Genomic DNA, 14,843 nt, shown 5'->3' with positions numbered 1-14,843 from the left:
ATCGCAAGCGTCGCCAGCGTGGGCTTGGGAAGTTGACCCCGGTCGAGTTTGAAGTTGTTAATGTAGGCAGCGTCGCACTCGCGGCGTGAAGAAACCAGAGTCAATCAAAGCTTCAGCAGACCCACGAGCATGTGCGTGAGTTTCGCACGAGGCCGTTAGGTGAGGCCGGCCCGTTCACGTTCGTCGCGTGCGACGCACTCACGATGAAAGTGCGTGAGGGCGGGCGGGTGATCAACACCATGGTGCTCGTCGCGACCGGGGTGAACGCTGACGGGCATCGGGAAGTCCTGGGCATGCAAGTGGCGACCGCGGAGACCACGATGTCGTGGAACGCGTTCTTCGCGGACCTTGTCGCGCGCGGCCTCACCGGGGTGAAACTCATCACCTCTGACGCGCACGCTGGCCTCGTTGAAGCGATGCGCGCGAACTTCCCTGGGACGTCGTGGCAACGGTGTCGCACGCACTACGCTGCGAACCTGATGTCAGTGACCCCGAAGAGCATGTGGCCGGCGGTGAAAGCGATGCTGCATTCCGTGTACGACCAACCCGACCAGAAAAGTGTTGAGGCCCAATTCGACCGGCTCCTGGACTACGTCGAGGACAAACTCCCCGAAGTGCACGACCACCTCGATGCTGCCCGGGCTGACATTCTCGCGTTCACCACGTTCCCGAAAGATGTGTGGCAGCAGATCTGGTCGAATAACCCGAACGAGCGTCTGAACCGTGAGATCCGCCGCAGGACCGATGTGGTGGGGATCTTCCCGAACCGGGCCGCGATCACCCGCCTCGTCGGGGCCGTTCTTGCGGAGCAGTCTGACGAATGGGCCGAGGGTCGCCGTTACCTCGGCCTTGACGTTCTCGCGAGGTGCCGCCTCACGCTCGTGGACACCGACACGATCGGCCAGCACCATGAGCTCCCCGAGCTCGGGGCCGCAGCATGAGCGCCCCCACTCCTGGGCTGTACTCCGACACCGTGAGTGAGCTCGTCGCGAGCATCTGCAATCACAACGAAAACTAGCCCCCACATCCTTGAAGGATCACGAAACGGTTACACCACTCCACGGGACTTGACCCTGCCGCGAGCACCTGCTCGGAGGAGAACACCGTTCCGGCTTTGGGTCGGAACACGCTCGACCCGTCCGCGCGACGAAACAGCGAGGGGCTCGTCGCGAGCTCGGGCGGGGTGAGACGCAGCGAGACCCGCTCTGCGGCATCGACGATCTGCTGGGTGATCGAGTCCCGGTCGTTCGCGGACGCGAAGCGGAGATCCATCGTCTGTCGCACCGCCTCCGCGTGGAGGTTCCACCGCTTCCACGTCGCCCGCCGATCACCGACCTGCTGCACCACAACCTCGGCGACCTCCTCGAGATCCTCCAACGGGATATCGTCCGCCCGCAGCAACGGTTCGCCCGCGCTGCCGGCGAGCAGTGCCGACGCCCAGGTTGGCGCGTCCTCACCCAGCAACGCGGTCGCGCGTTCTCGCCACTGGGAGGTGAGGTCGCTGAGGGAGTGCTGCTGCTTCGGCGGCCGGGTCTCGAGCGTGGCCTGCTGCCGGAACTGCCACACCAGCTTCGGGGACGGCTGCCTCCCGTGCTTCATGACGTAGTCGTCGACCAGCCGGTCTTTGACCTGCTCGATATCGCGTGTGCGGGAAGAGAACTCGTCCATCAGCTCCTGCGGCACGCCGACGATCTCCCACGCCGTGGAGCGCCCGGCACCGCGGTCGCGGCCTTCCCACCCGACACTGAGGATCTGGGTGAGACGGTCCGAGAGGACGGCGTTGTAGTGCTCCGATAGGCCCGTGACGGCGGCGTGGATGGCGCGGGAATCGAGCGTACGCCACTTCCCGTCATCGACGGCTTGCACCCGGTTGGCGACGACGACGTGCGTGTGGAGTTGTGGGTCCGCGGCGCGGGAATCGTAGTGATCGTAGGCGGTCGCGATCACACCCCGCACGTCGACTTGCGCGACGGCGCCGCGCGGTCCTTTCGCGCCGACCCGGGTCATCGCGACGTCGCGTTCGAGCAGAGCGATTACGTCATGGATCGCTGCGTGGTGGGCTTGAGCGATGAGTGCTTGTGTCCCGCCGTCGGCAACTGCCCAGAGGGTCGAGACGGACTTCGGGACCGAGAACGTGAGATCGAACCCTGCGACCGGCGCATTGGTCGGCTTCTGTGCTTCCTCCGCCTCGATCAGCGCTTGCTGCGCGGTACGCTCACCTGCGGTGAGTGACTTCGGGAGCTGATCGAGGCGGCGCTGCGTCCGCTCGCCCGCGGTGGCAAACTTTCGGCACGGACGCCCCAGTTGCTCGCCGCTGTTCGGATCCTGCCCGTGCCCCATGAGGCGCCGTAACTGCTCCTCGCTCACCGAGGCACCGACGGCGATCTCTCCGGCGAGTCCTGGGAGGCCGGCCCCGAGCCAGATGCCGGGAGGCGTCCCTGCTTCAAGGTAGTACCTTGTCAGCGCTGACGACGCATCGCGATCCCCGTCGCCAGCGACAACTGCGTTCAGCAGGTACCGGTACCCGTCCCCAGCGGTCATGACCCTGATCGAAATCGTCACACTGGGCAGGTGCGCCGCAGATCTTGGGATCTACCCTCGGAAGGCGGAGAGCGCGATGTTTGCGTCAATGCAGGGAGATAGCGAAGAACGCGCTTCAACGGAGATGCTCGAATGGGTCCACGACGGATTGGAGTCCGTGGTCGCGGCAGACGTAGATGATTCGCACGCCGTACCCGTCGGCGCCGCTCGGCTCGGGGTCGCATTCTGCGCGGCAGACGTTACAGAGCCGGTGCTCGTTGCTCCCCCAGACCGTGACCTCGATATCGTCGGGGATCTCCATTCCGTCGAACTCCATATGCGGAGGTTAGCTGTCGCGGATTGAGTCGTGTCAAGATGCGGCACCGATGCTAAACCGCCGTTACCTATGGTCATCGCGCCGGTCGCGCACTCGACGCTTAGTTCTTGAGGTACTCGAGGACGGCGATGACGCGCTTGTTCCCTGTGCGCTCGTTAAGGTCGAGCATGGTGAAGATGCTGCTGATGTGCCGTTCCGCGATCGCGACGCGACATGCATACGGTCCCTGATTTGCTCGTTTGTGAGCCCCGTAGCCATGAGCGAATCGTCAGTATCGCGGAGAAGGTGCTGCGGGAGCGGGAAAGGATTGACCTTACTGACGCAGAGACCCAAAGTGCGAGCATCCCTCATCGCTTTGATGCCAGCCCTTCAACCATTGCAACTAACCCGAACTCGAAATCTAGGTCTTGATCGACAGGCTCACATCCGTTGTCGAGCGCTGTTTGTTCTTCTAGTACGAAACCGACCGTATAGCGGCTGATAGCCATGAGAGCTCGGACCGCAGAGCCCTCAGCGAATCCTTCGGACACGAGAAACTCGATCTGACTTTCGGGGGCATCCGAGCCCGCTGGCATCTGGTCACTCTTTTGACGGTGAAACTCTGCGTGCAGCCGTGCTCCATCCCGGACTGCCAGAAGCGCTGTCCGGAAGCTCCGCGCGTTGCGCAGGAGAAAGTCGTCCCAGCGCTCCCCTGGCTCTGGGAGTGAGGCGTGGTGTTCGCGATCAAGCACATCAGCTGCGAGCGATCCGAGCAGGTGGGCCTTTGTCCGAAAGTGCCAGTAGAGCGCTGGCTGCTGCACCCGCAGATGCGCAGCCAGCGCCCGCGTGGTGAAACCGTCGATCCCCGTGTTATTGAGCACATGCCTCGCACCGCGCAAGACTGCTGCACGATCGAGTCGCGCTTGTTTCTGAGCCATGCTTGCACTTTATCATCGATAACTTTATCGTTGATAAGGTGTCATCTCTCACTTCCGCTCGTGGCTCGTTGGCCACGGTCCTCATCACGGCTAGCCTCGACGCCGCCGGCATGGGCCTGGTGATGCCGATTCTCCCCGCACTGCTACACGAGGCAGGGGTCACCGCTGATGCGGTTCCGCTGAACGTCGGAGTGCTGATCGCGCTCTACGCGGTAATGCAGTTCATCTTTGCCCCCGTACTGGGAACACTGTCGGACCGATTCGGCCGCCGCCGGGTGCTGCTTGTTTCCCTGGCCGGTGCGACCGTCGACTATCTCGTGCTCGCCACGACGTCCGCTCTGTCGGTGTTCTATATCGCCCGCGCAGTGGCTGGGATAACCGGAGCGACCAATGCGGTCACCGCCACCGTGATCGCCGACATCACGCCACCCCACCAGCGCGCCAAGCGTTTCGGTTTACTCAGTGCCTGCTATGGCGGCGGAATGATCGCGGGGCCAGCCATGGGTGGACTGTTCGGTGCCATCTCACCACATCTGCCGTTTTTGCTCGCTGCTCTTCTCTCAGCGAGCAATCTGGCACTCACCTTTATCCTGTTACGCGAGACCCGTCCTGATTCCCCTGCGCGCTCTGCGTCGCTCGCTCAGCATCGTGGTCGCCCCGGCCTCAGCGCGGTGCCTGGGATTACCTTCCTATTAGTCGCATTCGGCCTTGTTCAATTCATTGGGCAGGCTCCAGGTGCGACCTGGGTGCTGTTTACTGAACACCGCCTCGACTGGAGTCCCGTCGAAGTTGGAATCTCCCTGTCCGTCTTCGGGATCGTACAGGTTCTCGTGCAGGCCCTCCTTACTGGCCGCATCGTGGAGTGGATCGGTGAGGCAAAAACAGTCATCATCGGGTGTGTTACCGACGCCTTGGGTCTCGTAGGCCTGGCGATTGTCACTGACGCATTTTCCATGGCGCCTATCTTGGCGGCACTGGGGATCGGTGGCATCGGCCTCCCCGCTCTGCAAACCCTTCTCTCCCAGCGCGTCGATGAACAGCACCAAGGGCGCCTCCAGGGTGTGCTCGCCAGCATCAACAGCATCACATCGATCTTCGGACCGGTCGCTTTCACAACGATCTTCGCGCTCACTTACATCAACGCCGACGGCTTCCTCTGGCTCTGCGCCGCAGCACTCTACGTGCCCTGCGTGATTCTCATCATGCGTGGTACAGCAGCGTCCCCGAAGTTCGGCTCATGGGCGAGCGGCGACTCGATGTGAGTTGTGAGGCGTGAGCAGGAGCAACACGGCGGCGACGCTGCTTCGCCATGGCCGACTAGCGAGTAGTGCCCCGTAAAGTGGTGTAGCGCACGGTGGCCAGCACGTCGTAGAACGTGGACGCGGTCACCGTGTGATCCTTCGAGGAATCTCCTACAACCCACTCGAAAGGCATCAACACGATGACCGCTCCTACTATTGTCGACCCTGCCGGCCTGCTCAGCGAAGCTCTCACCGACGCGTCCCCGGATCTGATGCGCAGTCTGTTGCAGACCATGATCAACGCGCTCTTGTCCGCGGACGCGGACGCCGTGGTCGGCGCTGAATGGGGCAAGCCCTCATCCGACCGGATCACGCAGCGCAATGGCTACCGACACCGCGACCTCGACACCCGGGTCGGTACGATCGATGTCGCGATCCCGAAGCTTCGGCAGGGAACCTATTTCCCCGAATGGCTGCTCGAGCGCCGCAAACGCGCCGAGACCGCGCTGATCACCGTCGTCGCCGACTGTTACCTTGCCGGCGTGTCCACACGCCGGATGGACAAGCTCGTCAAGACCCTCGGCATCCATTCCCTGTCGAAGTCGCAGGTGTCCCGGATGGCGGCGGAGCTCGATGCACACGTCGAGCAGTTCCGACACCGACCGCTCGACGACGCCGGTCCGTTTACCTTCGTTGCTGCCGACGCTCTCACCATGAAAGTTCGCGAGGGCGGCCGCGTCATAGGTGCAGTGGTGCTCGTCGCGACCGGTGTCAATGCCGACGGGCGTCGCGAGGTGCTCGGCCTGCGCGTGGCCACCAGCGAGACAGGAGCAGCCTGGAACTCGTTCTTCGCCGACCTCGTCGCCCGCGGTCTCGGAGGCGTCCGCCTCGTCACCAGCGACGCCCACCAAGGACTCGTCGAAGCAATCGCAGCGAACCTGCCCGGTGCTGTTTGGCAGCGTTGTCGCACGCACTACGCAGCGAACCTGATGAGTGTGACACCGAAGGCCATGTGGCCGGCGGTGAAAGCGATGCTGCACTCCGTCTACGACCAGCCCGACGCCGACGCGGTCCACGCTCAGTTCGACCGGCTCCTGGACTACGTCGACGGGAAACTGCCCGACGCTCACGAGCACCTCGACGCGGCCCGCGCCGATATTCTCGCCTTCGCGCAGTTCCCGGAAGGCCTGTGGCAGCAGATCTGGTCCAACAACCCGAATGAGCGTCTCAACCGGGAAATCCGCCGCCGCACTGACTCCGTCGGGATCTTCCCGAACCGGGACGCGATTATCCGCCTCGTCGGCGCGGTCCTCGCCGAGCAAACCGACGAATGGGCCGAAGGACGCCGCTACCTCGGCCTCGACATCCTCGCGAAGAGCCGCCTCACCCTCGTCACAGACAACGACGTCGAGGGGGTGATCGATACCGTTCTCGAGCTCAGCGCCTGACCCCATCACCACGAAGGACCAACCGTTACACCACCACCCGGGACTTGACCCGCCGCGCCCGTCCTCGCCGTTGTAGTGCGTCCCGTCGACGACGCGCTCATGCCAGGCCGCGAGCTGGCCGAGCATGGGTACGTCGACGCCGACATACCTCCCGAACTGCGCACCGGCCGTACGCCTCAGTACAGCGTGCAGCGCCGTCGCGTCATCGAGGACGCGGGGGCTCTGTTGCAAAAATCGTGAAGCTTGAGCATGCTTGGCGGAGATTGGACGGACGGAACGATGACGGATTTCAAGTGGCGCCATTTCCAGGGTGATGTGATCCTGTGGGCGGTGCGCTGGTATTGTCGCTATCCGATCAGCTATCGCGACCTTGAGGAAATGCTGGCGGAACGCGGCATTTCGGTCGACCATACGACGATCTATCGCTGGGTCCAGTGCTACGCCCCGGAGATGGAGAAGCGGCTGCGCTGGTTCTGGCGGCGTGGCTTTGATCCGAGCTGGCGCCTGGATGAAACCTACGTCAAGGTGCGGGGCAAGTGGACCTACCTGTACCGGGCAGTCGACAAGCGGGGCGACACGATCGATTTCTACCTGTCGCCGACCCGCAGCGCCAAGGCAGCGAAGCGGTTCCTGGGCAAGGCCCTGCGAGGCCTGAAGCACTGGGAAAAGCCTGCCACGCTCAATACCGACAAAGCGCCGAGCTATGGTGCAGCGATCACCGAATTGAAGCGCGAAGGAAAGCTGGACCGGGAGACGGCCCACCGGCAGGTGAAGTATCTCAATAACGTGATCGAGGCCGATCACGGAAAGCTCAAGATACTGATCAAGCCGGTGCGCGGTTTCAAATCGATCCCCACGGCCTATGCCACGATCAAGGGATTCGAAGTCATGCGAGCCCTGCGCAAAGGACAGGCTCGCCCCTGGTGCCTGCAGCCCGGCATCAGGGGCGAGGTGCGCCTTGTGGAGAGAGCTTTTGGCATTGGGCCCTCGGCGCTGACGGAGGCCATGGGCATGCTCAACCACCATTTCGCAGCAGCCGCCTGATCGGCGCAGAGCGACAGCCTACCTCTGACTGCCGCCAATCTTTGCAACAGAGCCGATGATCTGTAGCGCGCTCATCAGCTCTCCTGCGGCTCCTGATACCAACGCACGACGCCGTTATGGCCGTGTGCCCGGTGAACGTGACTCGATGCCAGCCTGAGCATGTTTGCTGCGGTGGTCAGCTCGTCAGCGGCCGCACGGGCGCTGCCGGTGCCGTCGCCGTCTTCGCCGTCGTAGTGCGTGCCGTCCTCGGTGCGGCTGTGCCACTTGCCGAGCTGGTCGATCACCTGCGCCAGGTGGTCGATAGTCGCGCCCAGCTCACCGAGCAGCCGGTATGAGTCGCGCGGGTGCGGTACGTCACGGGTTGAGTGCGCGAGCGCACGCGCCAGCTCTTCGACCTCGGCGGCGATTTCGAGCTGCCGCTGTTCCTCGTTGATTGCCATTGTGGTTACTCCCCTACTCCATCGGGCGGCCGGGTGACAGGCTGTGCGCGGGTGCGCCCTCGAACGGTCGGCCGCCGTTCAGCTCGGCTTCGAGCTGCACTACCTTGTCGAGAATTGCTTCGAGCTGGAAGTCAGAGAGTGACCGATACGGCCGCCCTGCGTTCCTCGCTGCAATGAACGCTGCACGGATGCGTTCGCTATCCTCCGGGGCCGCGTAATAGCCCATCTTCGTGCGGGTGCCAGGCTTCGAGCTGGCGGCCGCCACGGTGCGCTTTGGCGCAGCGGGCGCGGCCGCTGCGGGTGCTGTTCTCTCAGGGGCCGGCTGTGCCGTCTCAACGCGGCCGCTCATCGGCGCTACGGGCGACAGGCCGCCGAGTTGTGAGCGTCGGCGTTCGGGTTTCTTAGACATGAGCAGTTCCCTTCATGAGCTGGTCGATGTGTGCGGCGTAGATCGCGGCGAGGTCGCGCGCCTGCGCGTCGCCTTCGTCCAAGCCGCGGGCCGTCTCGGTGGCATCTGCGATTGCCTGCCGCTTCGGCACGGGTGGGGTAAGAATCGGGAGCTGTGCGGCCTCGGCGGCCGCCGTCAGCTCGTCGGCCCAGTAGCCTCCTGCGAGTGTGTGCGCCTCGTGCGCGTTGAGCACCAGACCGGCGACCGTGAGCTGCGGGTTATAGTGCTCGCGCACCTGACTCACGGTGGTCATGAGCTTCGCGAGGCCGTTGACGCTCCACAGCTTCGACTGTGAGACGATCACGACTGCCTCGGCGGCCGTGAGTGCGCTGATCGTTAGCGGGTCGATAGCGGGGCCACAGTCGATGAGCACCAGGTCATATTCGGCCTGGATCGCGGCGAGCTGCGCGCGCAGCCGCGATTCGCGGCCTGGCTCCGATGAGATAACGAGTTCGTTTCGCACGTCGGCCAGGTTGTCGCCCACGGTCGGCGCGACTGTGAGGCCTTCCCAGATACCGGGCACGAGCACGTCGGCCAGCGTGTCTTCGCTGCGGCTGCTGAGCGCGTCTGCCACTCCGACGTCGCCCTCTTGCATGTCTTCGGTGAGAACGCTGGTGATGTTCCCCTGCGGGTCGGCGTCGATCACAAGCACGCGCTGTCCGTCGAGGATCGCGGCGCGGGCGTGGTGGTAGACGGTGGTGGACTTCCCCACTCCGCCCTTCTGGTTGCAATACGCAAGAATCATGGTGCCCTTCTTTCAGGTCTAATGGTACTAATACCCCTATTGGGGGCAGATAGTGGGCTGCACCTTGGCAGCCCACTATCTCGGCGGTCTAGTTCCGGCGCTCGACGGTGACGGTCTGCCCGCGAAGGCTCACGGTCACTTCTGCATCGAGCACCTTGCGAACGGTGCGGGTGTTGCCCTCGTCGTTCGTGTAGGTGTCCAGCAGCTCTTCGCCCGCGACGTTCACGCGCACGTTCCCGCAACGCTCAGCGAGGTCGCACAGCGCCTCGGCGTCGGCTCCCCAGACTGCAACGTCGTAACCCTCGGTGCCGCCGTCCTCGAACTCACCGCCCTTGTTCACGCGATCCGTGCGGATGACGCGAGCGAAGGTGTAGGGGCGGCCGTTCTTGTCGGTGCGCAGCTCGGGTGCCTTGGCCAGGTTCCCGGTGAAGCTGATGAAGGTGGTCATGATCTTTCCTCTCGGTTCGGTATTCGGGATTATGGGGTTTATAGGTCTATTGTACCTAATAGGTCTAGTCGTGTCTATGGTTTCGGCAGATTACCCGGTGCAGCTCCCCCACATTCCCAGCGCGTCGGCCTGCGCTGCGCGCTCTGCGTCGCGGTGCTCGGCCTGGCCGATGTAGGGCGCATCGTAGGTGTACTCGTGCGCGGCTCCTGCTTCGAGCAGCACGACGGCTGCGCTCTGCCCGTCGATGTAGACGTGGCGCAGCAGTCGCCCGTAGCGGTCGGTGTCATCCTGAGTAGGATCGGCGCGCAGCTCGACCGCCTGCCCGTAGACCATTGTGTTCAGCTCGTCGCGCGCCTCTTGCGCGTAGCAGTCATCCTGCCCGCCGTCACGGTTGATTTCGGGTGTATCGAGGCCGATGAGGCGCACGCGCGCCTCTCCCCCGGCCGTCTGCACGTCGATGGTGTCGCCGTCCACTACGGCGATCACTTGTGCGCTCTCAGCGGGCAGCAGCTCGGCGTCGGCCGCGCTCGTCTCGGTGCAGCTCTGTAGGCCGGTGGCACTTGCGATTGCGAGCACACCTGCAAGGATCGTGCGCAGCGCGCCCGCCCTCACTTGCTCTTCCCTTCGAGCCGGTCGATAGAGCGGATCATGCGGTCTTCCCACATATCTTTCTCACTCGATCCCATTTCATCCCAGCCCAGCGGGTACTTGATCCCGGCTGCACGGATGCGGTCTTTGATCTTCTGGTGCTCGGCCTCGCGCTTCGCGATCCACGCGGCGCGCTCTTCTTTGGTCAGCATGATATTTCCCCCTTATGGGTCTTATGGGTCTATTCCGCGGTGTCAGTGAGTCGCTGCGAGAGCGCTTCGATCTTGTCGGGGCGAAAGCCTGACCAGTGCTCGTCATCGGTGACGACGACGGGTGCCTGCATGTAGCCCAGCCCCTTGACGTACTCGGCGGCCGCATCGTCGGCGGTCACGTCGATCACCTGGTAGTTGATGCCCTTGTTATCGAGCGCCCGATAGGTCGCGTTGCACTGCACGCAGCTCGGCTTGCTGTAGACGGTGACTGTAAAGCTCATGATCGGTTCCTTTCCTGCCCAGTGCCTCGGTTCCCTCTGACACTCCCCCCACGTTTTTTTGCCGTGAAGGCACCATGTGCCTTCGTAGCGAGCGCAGCCGGAGGGCAAGTGACCGTGGAATACCGGAGCGGCCGAGCGCCAGCGAGAGACGCGAGGATATGCCGCGAAAGCACTTGCGTGTAGGTGGAGCGAACGTAGAATGCCGCAGGCTTCACGGCAAAATACGATTTGAAAGAGGGGCGGCCGCGCAGCGGCCGACGCATGGCCGCCCTCTGTCGGCTGCACCGGTCGCGGATGCGGCCGGTGCAGCGCTTAGGCGCTGCCGCCTGGTGCCCGCGGCCGAACGGCCGCGGGCGGCGGGCACTCATTCGCTGCACTCCTGCGCTGCCCTGTTGAGCGCATCGAGCGCCGCGGTGATTTCGATGCTCTGCTTTGCGGCGCTGAGCTGCTGCCACTCTTCGCCGTGCTCGGTCTCTGCCCACTTGTGCGCCAGCTCGACGGGGGTTCGGCCGGTCAGCTCGCGGCCGTCTTCGAGAGTGATGGTCAGGTGCTCGGCGGTGATGGTCATGGGTGCAACCTCTCGGTTCGGTTTCGGGGTTATGGGGTTTATAGGTCTATTGTACCTAATAGGTCTAATGGTGTCTAGGTTTCGATCCACTCCATTTCGGACTGATCGAGCTGACTTTCTGTCCAGCCCTCCCCAATGCCGTTGAGTACCGACTTCTCGGCGCGGCCGTCCGGGTGCACGGTGATGCTCTCCACGGTCAAGTCGTCCTCGATGACGATGATTTCAATGCTGCCGAATGCCTGCCGCTGCGCTGCTGGGCGCTGCCGCTCGTGCAGGCATAGGTCGCGGATCGTCGCCCATTGGGCGGCAGTGAGCTGCGAGCGGAACTTGAACATACTTTTATCTCCTTTGGGTCTAATAGGTCTATTTAGCTGTGCTCGGGGTCACGGGTCAGCGTGTCTACGAACGTGACGAACTCAGGGCCGGTGATCGCCACGGTGCTTGCGAGCCGGTAGCCGCTGCGGGCGTAGCTCATCAGGTCTTCGTCGCGCTCTGCGAGCTTGCGAAGCTGTCGCGGAATCTCGGTGTCATCCACGATGGGAACGATGGTCGTGATGGTGCTGATGCTCTGCATGGTGTCTCTCTCCCTCTCGTTTTTTTGCCGTGAAGGCGTTTACGCCTTCGTAATGAGCGATGCCGGAGTGCAAGTGACCGTGGAATACCGGAGCGAGCGCAGCGAGCGAGGATATGCCGCGAAAGCACTTGCGCGTAGGTGGAGCGAATGTAGTGTGCCGCCAGGCTTCACGGCAAGAAACGCGAAGCGTTCAAGCCCTGCGGCCGCTTGCGGCCGTCGATGTGGTGGGGAGCGCGAGGGCACCCCCTCGCCCGCCGCCTGGCTGGCGGCGGGCTGCTCGGGCATCCCTTATAGGTCTTATAGGCCTATTTAGGCGGCCTTGGCTTCCTGCTCTTCGTCGGCCTCGGTGATCGCGTCTGCGATGGTGTGCGCAGCGCGCAGCACGTTTGCGGCGGTCTGCTTGATGGTGTCGGTGTCGTCTCCGATCCATCCGGCCACGTAGCCGACGCTGTAGGCGCTCGTGTCAAGGCCGATGATCCCGGCGACGATGTAGGCGACGCTTTCCGCCTCGCACTCTTTCAAGCCTCGGTGCGCGACGTACTCGGCGTGATCCTCCGAGCTGTGCAGGATGACGTGCGCGGCCTCGTGCAGGATCGTCTTAGCGGCCTGCGCGTCGCTGAGCGCTGCGTCTACGACTACGCGCTTGGTGCCGTCTGTCGTGGTGTATCCGTTGGTTTCGCCGGGGATCGTCTCACGGGTGACTGTCCAGCCCTGGGCGGTGAGGTAGTCGGCGGTGGCGGCGTAGATTCCGGCCTCGTCGTTTCCGTCGAGCCGCTGCGCGGGGTTCGGGTCGATCCATTCGTCGGTGGGGTCGGTCTGGCTCATGTCGAACACGCTGAGCATCGGGAAGTAGCGCACGACGCGCTCGCCTGTGTCGAGCTGGTCGAGCGTGCCGTCTTCGTTCTCTTCGTCGGCCTTGGCCTTACGCTCACGGAACCCGAAGATTTTCAGGCTGCGCTCTCCCTTGCGCACCTGGCGGCCGAGCTGCTGCCACTTGCGGAACCCGGCTACGCGGGTCGCGGTCGGCATCTGCGAGAGGATCAACAGCACATTGTTCAAGCTGTAGGAGTGAAACGAACGGGCGAAGTCGAGGAATCGCTGCCAGGCGTCGGAGTCGCGCAGCTGCTCTACCTGCTGAGCGATGGACTCGTGCAGGGCGTCGGCCTCGGCGCGGCGCTGCTCTGCGGTCTTCTGGGTCTTGATCGTGCGTGCCATGATGAACCTCCCGGTGTCTCGGACTACCAACTACCCCTCACGTTTTTTTGCCGTGAAGGCACGAATGTGCCGCGCAGAGAGCGCAGCCGGAGTGCAAGTGACCGTGGAATACCGGAGCGAGCGCAGCGAGCGAGGATATGCCGCGAAAGCACTTGCGCATAGGTGGAGCGAACGTATGCTGCCGAAGGCTTCACGGCAAGAAAATGCGATAGCTGAAATGAGGGCGGCCGCGCAGCGGCCGACGCATGGCCGCCCTCTGTCGGCGGCCCCGGTCGCGGATGCGACCGGCGGGGGGAGCGCGAGGGGGTGACCCCTTCGCCCGCCGCCGAGCTGGCGGCGGGCTGCGACTGGCTCTAATAGCCCTTATAGGTCTATTGCTGCCAGTAGCGGGGGTTCAGTGCCTCGGTGCCGTCGTAGTCCAGGGCGAGCAGGACGCGGGCGAGCTGGTCAATGTAGACGCCTTCGATCTTCGCGTGCTCGATGCCGCGGGCGTACTCGCGCACCTCGATTTCGATTTCATCGAGCGGGGTCGTACTCACGAGCACGGCCATGTTGCGAGCGGCCGCGTAGCGGTCGCCGGTTCGCGTGAATGGAAGGATGCGGGCGGTGAACAGTAGGCCGCCGCGGTCGTAGCGGCCGGGCACTGCTGCGAGCTGGCTTGCACCAAGCGACATAAACACGCCGGGGCCGATTGCCTGGCGGAACTGTTCGGCGGTCGAGCGGTGGAACTCGTCAGCTCCGGCGATGTGTGCGGTGTCGAACGGGATAACTCGGGTGGGCTTCATGGTCTTACCTTTCGTTAGGTCTTATAGGGTTTATAGGTCTAGTTAGGCGGCGATGAGCCGGTCACGCTCGGCGTCGTCCAGTCGGTAGGCGAAGCTGCACGAGCCGAACCATTCGGCGGCGGCCGTCGCTGCTTCCTCGATCGAGTACAGGCCAAGAATGCGGGTGCATGGGCAGTTGAGCACGGCCCAAGCGTTCGCGGTTCGGCTCTGGCCGCACTCGCACGCGATCCGCTCGGCGCACTGCTGCGCCTCGGCGGCGGTGCCCTCGGCCGCGTAGCCGATTCCAACGGGTGCCAGTCCGGCGCAGCTCTTGCAGATGTAGGTGGGGTGTTGGTAGTAATGGGGACGGATTGAGCGCTAAGCCTCCAGGGTCGCTTTGGCGGTGGGGCGCCGTCCGATGCTTGCCTTGTTGAGATGCCCGTAGATGGTGGAGCGCGGGACCTGGAGCAGGTCGGCGATGCGTTGGACCGTATGGGTCCCCGCGTCGTAGAGCTGCTGGGCGTGGTGGGCCTGGTCGGCGGTGAGCTTCGGGCGTCTTCCTCCTGTTCGCCCGCGGGCGCGGGCGGCGGCGAGTCCGTCGCGGGTGTTGGCGACGATGAGTTCTCGTTGGAATTCGGCCAGGACGGAGAGCATTCCGAACATCGCGCGTCCTTCCGCGGTCGTGGTGTCGATGCCCTGCTCAAGGACTCGTAATCCCACACCACGCTCGCGGAGGGCCGCACCGAGGGTCACCAGGTGGAGCACCGAGCGTCCGAGCCTGTCCAGACGGGTGATGACCAGCTGGTCGCCGGCGCGGTTGGCCGAGGCGAGGGCCTTGTCGAGCTCGGGCCGGCTGGCCTTGGCGCCGCTGGCGTGGTCGAGGTAGATGTTTGCCGGGTCGACGCCGGCGCGGGCCAGGGCGTCCGTTTGGTGGTCAGGGTTTTGGTCGGCGGTGGAGACCCGCGCGTATCCGATCAACATGTGTCGATAATACCGGTGCTGGAGGGTTTGACGACGTTGATTTTCGGCACGGGTTTCCGACATGGTTTCCGC

21 protein-coding genes and 1 pseudogene are annotated in these 14,843 nt (G+C 63.9%); 5 read left to right on the top strand and 17 right to left on the bottom strand.

The window, feature by feature from the left end; all coding sequences use genetic code 11:
* Window positions 1-89 precede the first annotated feature (89 nt).
* Window positions 90-941, top strand: a pseudogene (locus tag AC1C2N_RS15855) (IS256 family transposase); the annotation flags it as partial.
* 73 nt (window positions 942-1,014) lie between these two features.
* Here AC1C2N_RS15855 and mobF read toward each other — a convergent pair.
* From mobF to AC1C2N_RS15840, 3 genes are all read right to left on the bottom strand, one after another.
* Window positions 1,015-2,562: a MobF family relaxase gene (gene mobF / locus AC1C2N_RS15850; RefSeq protein WP_495434521.1), complete on the bottom strand. Its 1,548-nt coding sequence runs from the start codon at window positions 2,560-2,562 to the stop codon at window positions 1,015-1,017.
* A 94-nt stretch (window positions 2,563-2,656) separates the two neighbouring features.
* Complete coding sequence (locus AC1C2N_RS15845) at window positions 2,657-2,857, bottom strand: hypothetical protein (RefSeq protein WP_069408167.1); 201 nt, start codon at window positions 2,855-2,857, stop codon at window positions 2,657-2,659.
* Window positions 2,858-3,204: 347 nt separating this feature from the next.
* The gene (locus AC1C2N_RS15840) at window positions 3,205-3,774 is read right to left on the bottom strand and encodes a TetR/AcrR family transcriptional regulator C-terminal domain-containing protein (RefSeq protein ID WP_011867690.1); all 570 of its coding nucleotides are present in this window, start codon (window positions 3,772-3,774) and stop codon (window positions 3,205-3,207) included.
* A gap of 38 nt (window positions 3,775-3,812) precedes the next feature.
* Between AC1C2N_RS15840 and tet(33) the strand changes: the two genes are divergently transcribed.
* From tet(33) to AC1C2N_RS15820, 4 genes are all read left to right on the top strand, one after another.
* Window positions 3,813-5,036, top strand: a complete 1,224-nt coding sequence (gene tet(33), locus AC1C2N_RS15835) for a tetracycline efflux MFS transporter Tet(33) (protein WP_495434523.1) — start codon at window positions 3,813-3,815, stop codon at window positions 5,034-5,036.
* 179 nt (window positions 5,037-5,215) lie between these two features.
* Window positions 5,216-6,463 carry an IS256 family transposase gene (locus tag AC1C2N_RS15830; RefSeq protein WP_495434520.1) on the top strand — a complete coding sequence of 416 codons (1,248 nt, stop codon included), beginning with the start codon at window positions 5,216-5,218 and terminating at the stop codon, window positions 6,461-6,463.
* Window positions 6,464-6,562: 99 nt separating this feature from the next.
* Window positions 6,563-6,703: a hypothetical protein gene (locus tag AC1C2N_RS15825; RefSeq protein WP_495434519.1), complete on the top strand. Its 141-nt coding sequence runs from the start codon at window positions 6,563-6,565 to the stop codon at window positions 6,701-6,703.
* A gap of 39 nt (window positions 6,704-6,742) precedes the next feature.
* Window positions 6,743-7,507: an IS6-like element IS6100 family transposase gene (locus AC1C2N_RS15820; RefSeq protein ID WP_001389365.1), complete on the top strand. Its 765-nt coding sequence runs from the start codon at window positions 6,743-6,745 to the stop codon at window positions 7,505-7,507.
* A gap of 74 nt (window positions 7,508-7,581) precedes the next feature.
* Here the strand turns inward: AC1C2N_RS15820 and AC1C2N_RS15815 are convergent, their stop codons facing one another.
* The 14 genes from AC1C2N_RS15815 to AC1C2N_RS15750 all read right to left on the bottom strand — a co-directional run bounded on the left by AC1C2N_RS15815 (window position 7,582) and on the right by AC1C2N_RS15750 (window position 14,771).
* The gene (locus AC1C2N_RS15815; RefSeq protein ID WP_086991042.1) at window positions 7,582-7,947 is read right to left on the bottom strand and encodes a hypothetical protein; all 366 of its coding nucleotides are present in this window, start codon (window positions 7,945-7,947) and stop codon (window positions 7,582-7,584) included.
* A gap of 13 nt (window positions 7,948-7,960) precedes the next feature.
* Entirely contained in the window at window positions 7,961-8,356 is a 396-nt protein-coding gene (locus AC1C2N_RS15810; RefSeq protein WP_143244612.1) for a ParB family protein, read from the bottom strand.
* Window positions 8,349-9,140, bottom strand: a complete 792-nt coding sequence (locus AC1C2N_RS15805) for a ParA family protein (RefSeq protein WP_086991044.1) — start codon at window positions 9,138-9,140, stop codon at window positions 8,349-8,351. Before AC1C2N_RS15805 ends, AC1C2N_RS15810 begins: the two co-directional genes overlap by 8 nt.
* Before the next feature lie 88 nt (window positions 9,141-9,228).
* A complete protein-coding gene (locus AC1C2N_RS15800) occupies window positions 9,229-9,588 on the bottom strand; it encodes a single-stranded DNA-binding protein (RefSeq protein ID WP_086991045.1) in 360 nt (119 codons plus the stop codon).
* Window positions 9,589-9,678: 90 nt separating this feature from the next.
* Window positions 9,679-10,200: a thermonuclease family protein gene (locus AC1C2N_RS15795; protein WP_159456878.1), complete on the bottom strand. Its 522-nt coding sequence runs from the start codon at window positions 10,198-10,200 to the stop codon at window positions 9,679-9,681.
* Window positions 10,197-10,388 (bottom strand): hypothetical protein, encoded by a 192-nt coding sequence (locus tag AC1C2N_RS15790; protein ID WP_047523862.1) that lies wholly within the window; start codon window positions 10,386-10,388, stop codon window positions 10,197-10,199. Before AC1C2N_RS15790 ends, AC1C2N_RS15795 begins: the two co-directional genes overlap by 4 nt.
* Window positions 10,389-10,417: 29 nt before the next feature.
* Window positions 10,418-10,669 carry a glutaredoxin-like protein NrdH gene (nrdH, locus tag AC1C2N_RS15785; protein ID WP_047523863.1) on the bottom strand — a complete coding sequence of 84 codons (252 nt, stop codon included), beginning with the start codon at window positions 10,667-10,669 and terminating at the stop codon, window positions 10,418-10,420.
* Between the two features lie 364 nt (window positions 10,670-11,033).
* A complete protein-coding gene (locus AC1C2N_RS15780; RefSeq protein WP_086991047.1) occupies window positions 11,034-11,237 on the bottom strand; it encodes a hypothetical protein in 204 nt (67 codons plus the stop codon).
* Between the two features lie 74 nt (window positions 11,238-11,311).
* A complete protein-coding gene (locus AC1C2N_RS15775; RefSeq protein WP_086991048.1) occupies window positions 11,312-11,572 on the bottom strand; it encodes a hypothetical protein in 261 nt (86 codons plus the stop codon).
* Between the two features lie 32 nt (window positions 11,573-11,604).
* Entirely contained in the window at window positions 11,605-11,811 is a 207-nt protein-coding gene (locus AC1C2N_RS15770) for a hypothetical protein (RefSeq protein ID WP_047524888.1), read from the bottom strand.
* A gap of 309 nt (window positions 11,812-12,120) precedes the next feature.
* Complete coding sequence (locus AC1C2N_RS15765) at window positions 12,121-13,026, bottom strand: ArdC-like ssDNA-binding domain-containing protein (protein WP_086991049.1); 906 nt, start codon at window positions 13,024-13,026, stop codon at window positions 12,121-12,123.
* 371 nt (window positions 13,027-13,397) lie between these two features.
* Entirely contained in the window at window positions 13,398-13,811 is a 414-nt protein-coding gene (locus AC1C2N_RS15760) for a hypothetical protein (RefSeq protein ID WP_086991050.1), read from the bottom strand.
* A 42-nt stretch (window positions 13,812-13,853) separates the two neighbouring features.
* Complete coding sequence (locus tag AC1C2N_RS15755; protein ID WP_495434518.1) at window positions 13,854-13,994, bottom strand: hypothetical protein; 141 nt, start codon at window positions 13,992-13,994, stop codon at window positions 13,854-13,856.
* A 174-nt stretch (window positions 13,995-14,168) separates the two neighbouring features.
* Window positions 14,169-14,771, bottom strand: a complete 603-nt coding sequence (locus AC1C2N_RS15750; protein ID WP_495434517.1) for a recombinase family protein — start codon at window positions 14,769-14,771, stop codon at window positions 14,169-14,171.
* Window positions 14,772-14,843 lie beyond the last annotated feature (72 nt).

It is taken from the genome of Mycetocola sp. Y791, from assembly GCF_059445325.1.
This window is presented reverse-complemented; position numbering and strand designations above follow the sequence as displayed.

Bases quoted from the DNA above. Each gene is read 5' to 3' on its own strand.
- AC1C2N_RS15845 (WP_069408167.1), bottom strand. From the start codon at position 2,857: ATGGAGTTCGACGGAATGGAGATCCCCGACGATATCGAGGTCACGGTC.
- AC1C2N_RS15840 (WP_011867690.1), bottom strand. From the start codon at position 3,774: ATGGCTCAGAAACAAGCGCGACTCGATCGTGCAGCAGTCTTGCGCGGT.
- AC1C2N_RS15830 (WP_495434520.1), top strand. From the start codon at position 5,216: ATGACCGCTCCTACTATTGTCGACCCTGCCGGCCTGCTCAGCGAAGCT.
- AC1C2N_RS15825 (WP_495434519.1), top strand. From the start codon at position 6,563: ATGCCAGGCCGCGAGCTGGCCGAGCATGGGTACGTCGACGCCGACATA.
- AC1C2N_RS15820 (WP_001389365.1), top strand. From the start codon at position 6,743: ATGACGGATTTCAAGTGGCGCCATTTCCAGGGTGATGTGATCCTGTGG.
- AC1C2N_RS15815 (WP_086991042.1), bottom strand. From the start codon at position 7,947: ATGGCAATCAACGAGGAACAGCGGCAGCTCGAAATCGCCGCCGAGGTC.
- AC1C2N_RS15810 (WP_143244612.1), bottom strand. From the start codon at position 8,356: ATGTCTAAGAAACCCGAACGCCGACGCTCACAACTCGGCGGCCTGTCG.
- AC1C2N_RS15805 (WP_086991044.1), bottom strand. From the start codon at position 9,140: ATGATTCTTGCGTATTGCAACCAGAAGGGCGGAGTGGGGAAGTCCACC.
- AC1C2N_RS15800 (WP_086991045.1), bottom strand. From the start codon at position 9,588: ATGACCACCTTCATCAGCTTCACCGGGAACCTGGCCAAGGCACCCGAG.
- AC1C2N_RS15790 (WP_047523862.1), bottom strand. From the start codon at position 10,388: ATGCTGACCAAAGAAGAGCGCGCCGCGTGGATCGCGAAGCGCGAGGCC.
- nrdH (WP_047523863.1), bottom strand. From the start codon at position 10,669: ATGAGCTTTACAGTCACCGTCTACAGCAAGCCGAGCTGCGTGCAGTGC.
- AC1C2N_RS15780 (WP_086991047.1), bottom strand. From the start codon at position 11,237: ATGACCATCACCGCCGAGCACCTGACCATCACTCTCGAAGACGGCCGC.
- AC1C2N_RS15775 (WP_086991048.1), bottom strand. From the start codon at position 11,572: ATGTTCAAGTTCCGCTCGCAGCTCACTGCCGCCCAATGGGCGACGATC.
- AC1C2N_RS15770 (WP_047524888.1), bottom strand. From the start codon at position 11,811: ATGCAGAGCATCAGCACCATCACGACCATCGTTCCCATCGTGGATGAC.
- AC1C2N_RS15765 (WP_086991049.1), bottom strand. From the start codon at position 13,026: ATGGCACGCACGATCAAGACCCAGAAGACCGCAGAGCAGCGCCGCGCC.
- AC1C2N_RS15760 (WP_086991050.1), bottom strand. From the start codon at position 13,811: ATGAAGCCCACCCGAGTTATCCCGTTCGACACCGCACACATCGCCGGA.
- AC1C2N_RS15750 (WP_495434517.1), bottom strand. From the start codon at position 14,771: ATGTTGATCGGATACGCGCGGGTCTCCACCGCCGACCAAAACCCTGAC.